This is a genomic window from Roseibium hamelinense, from assembly GCF_007830545.1.
GTDB classification, from domain to species: Bacteria; Pseudomonadota; Alphaproteobacteria; order Rhizobiales; family Stappiaceae; genus Roseibium; species Roseibium hamelinense.
Genome location: NZ_VLLF01000019.1, coordinates 1 through 8,429, shown reverse-complemented (window position 1 = coordinate 8,429; position 8,429 = coordinate 1). Strand labels below are relative to the sequence as shown.

At 56.9% G+C, this 8,429-nt stretch carries 5 protein-coding genes; 1 reads left to right on the top strand and 4 read right to left on the bottom strand.

Translation table 11 applies throughout. The features are described from left to right. The 4 genes from JM93_RS21855 to JM93_RS21555 form a co-directional block, all read right to left on the bottom strand. The coding region (locus tag JM93_RS21855) for a VCBS domain-containing protein (RefSeq protein ID WP_208995400.1) at positions 1-1,485 on the bottom strand (1,485 nt) is incomplete at its 3' end. A gap of 11 nt (positions 1,486-1,496) precedes the next feature. After that, a complete protein-coding gene (locus JM93_RS21565; RefSeq protein ID WP_145347755.1) occupies positions 1,497-2,870 on the bottom strand; it encodes an HlyD family type I secretion periplasmic adaptor subunit in 1,374 nt (457 codons plus the stop codon). Beyond that, the gene (locus JM93_RS21560; RefSeq protein ID WP_145347754.1) at positions 2,870-4,873 is read right to left on the bottom strand and encodes an ATP-binding cassette domain-containing protein; all 2,004 of its coding nucleotides are present in this window, start codon (positions 4,871-4,873) and stop codon (positions 2,870-2,872) included. Before JM93_RS21560 ends, JM93_RS21565 begins: the two co-directional genes overlap by 1 nt. Further along, positions 4,870-6,462, bottom strand: a complete 1,593-nt coding sequence (locus tag JM93_RS21555) for an ABC transporter transmembrane domain-containing protein (RefSeq protein WP_145347752.1) — start codon at positions 6,460-6,462, stop codon at positions 4,870-4,872. Before JM93_RS21555 ends, JM93_RS21560 begins: the two co-directional genes overlap by 4 nt. A 654-nt stretch (positions 6,463-7,116) precedes the next feature. Here JM93_RS21555 and JM93_RS21550 point away from each other — a divergent pair. Further along, positions 7,117-8,429, top strand: a 1,313-nt coding sequence (locus JM93_RS21550; RefSeq protein ID WP_145346740.1) for a CRISPR-associated endonuclease Cas3'', incomplete at its 3' end; no start/stop codon positions are given.

Here is an 8,429-nt window from a genome sequence, read left to right as displayed (position 1 = left end):
CGGGCTGATCGCCATTTGCCCGTAGGCGCTCATGGACGGACTTTCGAGCGCCCACGTCGCCGTGTCGCCCGTGTCGGGGTCCAGCCCCTGCAACGTTCCGGTGATGGGCGCCCGTGTGACATCCTCGGTCACCTGACCGGTGTCGACCGATGCCGGATCGACCGTGGGCGCGTCATTCGTCCCGGTCACCGTGATGACCAGGTTGGACTGGGCCGTTGCCCCTTCGCTGTCGGTGACGGTCACCGGGATCGACAGGGGCAGGCTCTGGCCAGCCGCCAGATGCTGATAGGCCGCGTCGGTGGGATCGAAGCTCCACGACCCGTCCGCGTTCAGCGAGAACCCGTCGACCGGCTGCGCGATGGAGAAGCTCTGCGTATCGCCGCTGTCCACGTCCGCCGCCGACATCTGGCCGCTGACCGCGCTGCCATCTTCGGTGGCCGAGGCGGTCGCTGCTTTGAGAACTGGAACGTCATTTGACCCAGTAATGATAACACGCAGCTCATGGGTCGTTCCGTCCGCGCTTTGTACGGTCAATCTATCGATCAGGCTGTTGCCCGGTTTGAGCGCTTGAATGACGGCTTGGCTGTTGTCAGCCGTATACGTCCAGCGCCCGTTCTCATCTATCGAAAAACTGCCATATCCCGCCGGCCCCTGCACGGCTGCGACAGCCAGGAATTTGTCCTGGCCCGCATCCGGGTCTTTCACCGTAAGAAGTCCGCCAGCTGTCAAGTTTCCAGCGACTACATTCAGGTCTTCTGTGGCCGTATCGGTGTCCAGCCCTGAAATCTTTGCGGCAGTGGTTGTCGTGCCCGTCGGGGTTGGCGGTGTGCTGGTTCCACCTGGAAGCGGCGTGGTGCCTGTCGGGGTCGGTGGCGTGTTCGTACCCCCCGGAGGTGGTGTGGTGCCCGTCGGGGTCGGCGGCGTGTGTGTTCCCCCAGGAGGTGGTGTCGTGCCCGTCGGGGTCGGCGGCGTGTGCGCACCCCCCGGAGGCGGCGGGGTTCCGGCATCAGGGACAGGGGCGGATCCGTGTGACGACGGTGGCGCCGCAAAAGCCTTTGTTTGGCCAGGCATGCCTGACAGGGCCCCCGCTTGAGAAATACCCGATGCGTGGGGGAGTTCTGGCGCCGCGTTCAGCCCCACTCGGGGACCTGCCGCAGGTTGGGTATCTTGACCGGCCTGCAAGCCGTGTGATGCAGCCGGTGCCTCTTGGTCAGACGGTGAAACCGGGGCTTGGGATGGTCTTGTTACGTCTTGGGAGCCGCCATGTGACCCGGGCTGTGCGCCGGATGCCGCAGGTTTGTCCATGCGACCAGCATATGCACTATCGCTGGAAGGCGGGAGGACTGACGATGCGTCCGGCCCTTCTGCGTCGATGGTCCAGCCAAATCCTTCTTCGGACTGAATTTTCTTGGCGTTTTTGACCTCTTCCGGAAGCTCGTCCTTGTCCGAAAGGCGGTTTGGGTTCTTGCCTGTTTGATCGCTCATTGCTCAAGCTCCTAGCGTTCGCTCAGCGCCAGATCCAGATTGGTGAAGACCGGTTTCCAAATGTACTCAAACACCGTTTTCTTGCCGGTGAGGATGTCCGCCTCGCCCGTCATTCCCGGCAGGAGTGCAAACTGCTCCGGATTGTCCCGGAAATAAGTCACGGGCACTTCAACCAGAACTTCATAAAAAGCGGCCCCGCGGTCGTCCACGATTGTGGTTGGGGACACCTCCATGACAGAGCCGTCCAGTGCGCCGTACCGGCTGAAATCAAAGGCATCAACCTTGAGGACAACCTTTTGGCCGACAGACACAAATCCGACGTCGCGCGGCTGGAGTTGCGCGGCAAAACGCAAACCAACATCCCTCGGAACAATTTCAGCGACCATGCCACCGGGCTCGATTACGCGCCCTACCACCGTGTCCGGCACGGACTGCACGTAGCCGGCAACCGGGCTCTTGAGCTCCGTTGACAGGACACGCTGGCGTAAACGTCCAATCTGCTCGTCGACAACACGGCGTTCGCCATTGATCTCGGCGATCCGGCTCCGGGCTTCAGCGGCCTCATTGAGGTCGATACGCTCCATATCTTCCTGCAATTCAGCAATCTCAGCTTCCATAACGGCCTTCCGGCCCGAAAGCGTTGCGAGCTCGTAGTCATACCGGGCTTCTTCCTGGACCGCCTCGATCAGACGAGGACGCGGTGCGAGGCCCCGGTCAACCAGTCCGTGCAGTGTGGTGGTCAACTCCTTGGCCACTGCGAGCTGCCGCTCAACCGCTGGCCGCTCACTGCTGATCGCCTGAAGATCCGCTCTTTTCTCCGCAACCTGGCGGTTTATGACGTCGCGTTCATTTTCCAAGAAGGCCTTTCTTGCTTCCAGAGCGGCAACTTCGCGGTCAATTAGCTCCTGGATCGCCTCTATATCTTCTTGAGGCAGAGTTTCTTGACCTGTTTTGACTGCGATAAGGTCGAGAGGGGCCAGCGCTTCCCCTGCGACGCTGTCAAACACAGGCGCGCGATTTTCAACCAGAGCAAGCAGCCGCTCCTTCTCAAGGGCAAGAGCAAGCGCTTTTGCTTGTGCCTCGCGAAGTTCTGAGCGAACATCTTCGTGATCGAAGATCGCGATTGTATCCCCGCGGGAGACAACGTCTCCTTTGCGCACGAGCACGGAGGCAAGAGCACCGCCGTGCTCCGTCTGAAGCTGTTGCACTTCGCTGATCGGCTCGACAACACCACGCGCCTTTGCGACTTCGTCAATTGGGGTCATGACCGACCAGGCGACGAATGCAACCAGGCAGACACCGATTGCCGCGGCCGCCATGTTGGTGAGCTTCACGGCTTTGCCGTCGTTCAATTCAAATTTTTCATCGAGATTCGAAGGCGTCATCAGCTCATCCCCTTGGACGGTGAAATCGTCTGTTGGCCCGGGGGGGTTACCGGACCGAAATAGGCCGGTGCCCCCTCATCCAGCACCAAAGCATTGTCGGCAAGTTCGGCGAGGGAGGTATCGTGGGTGGCCAGAAAAACGGTCGCCGTTCCCTTGACTTGTTCCAACAACGCACGCAGCCCGGTGCGTCCGCCATTTGCCCCTGAACCGCCTGTGTCATCCAGCACAATCAAACGGCACGTTGGATCAAACGATTCGTTGTTTTGGCTGTGCTCCGCAAGGGCGGGCTTAGGGTCTCGATCAGCCAAAGTCCCATCGCCAAGATTCTCCAAACGCGAATAATACGTGGCCCGGGCAAGGTCATCAGGATCGTACTGTGTCACGGACCTGCCATTGAGCGACAAGCGGCCTGATTGCGGCAGGAGTAGCCCAGAGACCATCTTCAAGAAGGTGGATTTGCCGGATCCGTTCGGTCCTATAACAATGGTCAACGAGCCTGGTGCACATTCGAATGTAACACCCGTGATCGCGGGCTCCGCACTTTGATCATACTTAAAGTATAGTCCCTTCCCGCTGATGGCTGGTGCTCCTACGTCCAGCTTTTCCAATGCGGCCGGCCTGGCTTGAGAGGTCCCCCAGGAAAACGCTTGATCTAGCCCAGAAATCGCCGTTCGAATTCCCTTTAGCCGCGGCAAAGCCAGAAAGAATGCCTGAGAGGGTCCGGTGACACGCCAGGTCAAAAGCATGGTGCCAATGAGGGCGCCAGCCGTAATCGCCCCTTGCATCGCAAGGGCCAGACCGACGCACAAAGTGGTTAGAGCAGCCCCGGTGCCCAACACATAGGCAAGCGACTGCAATGCCGCACTCCGCGTTGCCTGACGGTGTTTCGCAAAGGCAGCCTGACGCGCCGTCGAGGCAAAGCGCGCAAACCACGAGGCCCCGTGATCGATGTGCTGAATGTCGGCCGCTTTCGAACTCAGTTCGGTGAGCGCTTCGACGCGCTTGGCATTGGCGTTTTCCAGCTGCGGGTCCAGGCTTTGCCGGGTTTCGCTGAGCACCCAGCTCAACGAAAAAAACAAGGTCAGATAAACGGCCGGAACAACCGCCATCCATCCTCCGACAAAGGCAATGGCAAAAATGGAGAGCGGGACAAAGGGAGCATCGAAAATTGCCGCCGTATTCTGTGACGCGAACACTTCTGCGCTCTGCGCCGTACTCTGCAAGCGGTTCTGTAGCCGGTCAAACCCCAGCCGCTGCCGCATCGCATGTGGCAAACGCAGGATACGCGACAAGGACATCAGCCTCACCGTTGACCCGAGACGCGCATATTCGGCGGCCAGAAGTCTGGACCGGAAGCTGCGCAGGACGAGGATTGCCAGCAGAACAACACCGGCCCCGGTCAAGAGCGGGACCAGACTTTGAGACGCCTGTGCGCCGAGCACCCGATCGAAAATCGTCATCGAAAAGAACGGAATGAACAATGCAAGGGCGTTGATGATAAGAGACAAAAAGAGCGCCGTTCCAACGCCCCGTTTTATCCGGTTGCGGATTGACACCGCGTGCACCGCCGCCACGGGGTGTTCAGGATTGTGAATGAAAAGAAGTTTTTCGGCAGCGCCGACGCGGTGCGCTGTCTTTTCCGGTGTGAGATTCGAAGAAGAGACGACCGTTTCGCGGGAGTCTTCCCGGATGAGCGCATGAACCCCGTGCTTGTCCTGAACAATAAGAGCGCCATCCAGCCCGCTGCGCCAGGCGGCCGGAATTTTTGTTTCAACGCTGGCGCCGACATCCACGAGATCAAGCACCATGGCTGCTTCATCGAGGGTGCGGACGTTAGACTCGTGTGGCATGGCGGCCGTCAAAACATCGTCGGACCGCCGCCATCCAAGACCGGCAAGCGATTTCAACAGGATAGCTTCAAGGTCGGAGGGTTGCCTTGATGGAATAACGGCCGAGGTCTCGAGCGCTGCGGTTTGTCTGGTCAGGCCGGATTGGACGTTCATGCTGCGATCTCCCTATCGGCCGCTAAATCCGGCAGCTCGAATACCTCTTCGAATTGCGATGTGAAAGCATCAGCGCCTTCGAACGCAATCACAGTGGTCTTGCCATCCAGACTTTTCAAAAGGCCGGCCAGTTGCGAAGTCCCCGCCGCATCCAGGTATTGTGATGGCCGGTTCAGCAGCAAGATTTGCGGCGTTCCCGATAAGGCGCGGACAAGCATTAAACGTTTCGCATGTCCGTCCGAAAAGGGGATTCCAAGGCCAGGGGATAACGGTGTTTCGACACCATCTCGCAGACGCCCAATCGCTTCCGACAGACCGATGTGTTCCGAATAGAACATGGCTTGATCTGTCGCCTCGGTATCAAAGGCAGTCATGTTTTCCAAAACGGTGCCGTTGAACACTTTTGGGTTGGCATCACAGACCGTCACATGACAATCGCGTGCAGGTACGCTCACGCCATCGCTCGTAAAGAGTTCGACCGCGGCAACCTGTTTGCGAGGATCCCCTTTGCCTTGTTCCAGTGCTTGTGCAAGCGCTTGAAAGACCCGGTCTCTCTGGCCAGCATATTGGGAGCGGATTACCAGACAGTGCCCAGGTTGGGCTTCACAGGTTTCCTGCCCCACTTGAAATCGCAATCCAACACTTGCGTCAGTAGGTCGAACTTGAGCTTCCAGAGACGACGCCGACGCTTGAGATAAAAGGCTTTGGATGGATTTCAGTGCAGATGCCGAGACCTGCCGCCGCGCCAGCGCATTGATGAGCCCGAGCAGGCCGGCAACGCCTCTTTGCCCCAGAATAAGGCAGGCCGCCAGCCCGCCGGTGGTCATGTCTCCGGCAAGAACAACCAGGGATCCTATCCCGAGTACCGACACCGTTGTTGCCAGACCGCCGGTTTGGCTGAGGTTTAGCGCCGCGGCAAGATTGCTTTCGGCAATTTCTTGCGCAGCGGCGCGCCGTTTTTCATGATGGCGCACGTTGCCTGCGAACTCACCAAGATGTCCGCGTTCGATGATCTGATCCAGTTCTTCGCGCCGGGTCATGATCAAACTTGCCTGATCCGCCGAGGCCTCAAACAGGTTCAAACCGGCTCGAGCTTGCCGGGCGGCGCAAAAAAGCGCAAACGCCCCGAAAACAATCAAGACAAAAAGTGGACCAAGAACCGTGGGCCCACCCAAGAACCAGACCAGGATCAAAAAGCTGATCGCAAAAGGGGCATCAAACAGGGCCAGTGTGGATTGCCCAACCAGCACATCGTTTGACTTGTTGATGGCTGTAAAAAGCTCCCGAATCCGGCCGGGTCGGAATTCCTTCAACTTTTCTTGGTCGATGGTCAGCAGTTTTTCGGCTGTTTTCAAAGACAGACGATATTCGGCTTCCGCCGCGAGGCGCCCAAGAGTAGCAGTCCTTGCGTACTTCACGATTCCGTCTAACAGGATGGCGAGCGCGACTGCAGAGAAAATGACGATGGCAGTTCCGACTGCCTGATTTGCAAGTATACGATCGTATACCTGAATAAGCGCGAGTGGCAGGGCAAGCGCTAGAGCGTTCGAAATCAAAGAGAGAATGATCAACCATAGGCGCGTGGTCATATGTCTAACACCTAGCAGCAAGTAGCCTTAAAATACCAACGCATGACACTGCGTTTACTGGCTTTTCGGAATATTACTCTGCGTCAGATTTTGTTAAGGGCAGCTTAAATTATGCCGCTGAAATGCAACTTCAACTCGCGTGTATTGTCCCTGAAGATGAATTTTCTGGATACACCGAACTGTTAACAATGAGCGCTCTGGCAAGGACAGCTTTATCTAACCATATCGATATATCTTTGTTGATCCCGTCGTGTTGAAGGCATTGATAAACATCAACACTAGGCGCCCATTAATATTGTGTATTTGCCCGGCCCACGGCGGTAAACGAGCCCGCAAAAAACTGAGAAATCTCAAAGGGAACCGCAAGCTTTGATAGTTCGCCGAGGAAGTTCTACAACTCGACAAACCTGACCCTGACAATGATCCTGACACCTTGACTGCCACCGCAGACGTCTATGTCCCGCGGTCGCGAATGTCCCCGTAGGACAATGAAGTTAGCTGAAAGGACCCGCTAATTCAGTTTAGCTTCCAAACACTGTTGTCTGGCTGGACGTTTCGCGTCATAAATTTCTTCAACTAAAAACTGTGAATTTTTGACCTGCAGCAAAGCTTTATCTCCCCTTTGGAAGCATATTGTTTCGAGACGGTATACCAATGAATTTTGCGCATTCGGGCCGAGAACAGGATAAGAGTGACTGGCAGAAGCTGGATGCTCACTTGGTCGCGGTAGGAGAGCTGGCTTCCAAGTATGGGCATGACTGCGGACTGGATCGCGCGGCGTATTTCGCCGGACTTCTTCACGATTTGGGAAAGTACAGCCCACCTTTTCAAAGGCGGCTTGAAGGTGAAGACATCCGGGTCGATCACTCGACAGCTGGCGCAATTGCAGTGCTGGACATTTTTACGGAAAACAATCTGGATCGCGTAACAGCTGAGTTGATCGCCTATTGCATTGCTGGACATCACGCTGGGTTGCCTGACCGGCAAAACGAGACCGCAGCGTGTCTTGATCGGCGCTTGGCGGCTGAGTTGCCTGCATTAGATCCGGTGTGGAAAGAAGAACTGGACGTAGCCCTCGGAAGCATATCACCGGAGCTGTTATCGTCTTTCATCGGCAAAAAGGGCGCATTCTTCTCCATGTCCGTAATTACGCGGATGATTTTCTCGTGTCTTGTAGATGCTGATTTCAAGGATACGGAGGCCTATTACGCTGCCCTTGAAAGCCGTTTTCACGATCGTGAGTGGCCAAGTCTTCAGGAAAGCCTGCCTGTTTTGTCAGACCGGTTTTCCGCCTTCATGGATCACAAGCGAAATCTATCAAATGACCTCAACAAGCTGAGGTCCAATATTCTGGATCACATGCTGGGTAAAGCCCGGGATACTCCCGGTCTTTTTACGCTAACCGTCCCAACTGGCGGCGGCAAGACACTCGCCTCTCTCGGCTTTGCCTTGGATCATGCCCGAATTCATGGTCATCGCCGGATAATCTACGCGATCCCGTTCACATCAATCATTGACCAAACGGCCGACATCTTCAGGAAGGTCTTGGGCGAAGATGTCGTGCTGGAACACCATTCCGCGATTGACGAGGAAACAACCGGAAACCGGCAGCAGCGCGGCAAACTAAAGCTCGCGATGGAAGACTGGGCGGCGCCGGTGGTCGTGACGACAAATGTCCAGTTTTTCGAAAGCCTTTTTGCGTCCAGGCCATCACGGGCGCGAAAGCTGCACAACATTGCCAGGTCCGTGATCATCCTGGACGAGGCACAAACACTGCCGCGGCCGCTCTTGAAACCTGCGATGCGGATGCTTGAGGAGCTAGCTAACTCCTATGGCTGTACAATTATATTATGTACGGCGACTCAGCCCGCGCTTGATAAAGCGCGGCTTGAAGATGGTTTGCCGCTCCAGGGCCGGGAGTTGGCGCCCGATCCGCAGCAGCTTGCGAAAAAACTCCGGCGGGCTTC

Coding starts and splice junctions, on each gene's coding strand:
- JM93_RS21565 (WP_145347755.1), bottom strand. CDS start 2,870: ATGACGCCTTCGAATCTCGATGAAAAATTTGAATTGAACGACGGCAAA.
- JM93_RS21560 (WP_145347754.1), bottom strand. CDS start 4,873: ATGAACGTCCAATCCGGCCTGACCAGACAAACCGCAGCGCTCGAGACC.
- JM93_RS21555 (WP_145347752.1), bottom strand. CDS start 6,462: ATGACCACGCGCCTATGGTTGATCATTCTCTCTTTGATTTCGAACGCT.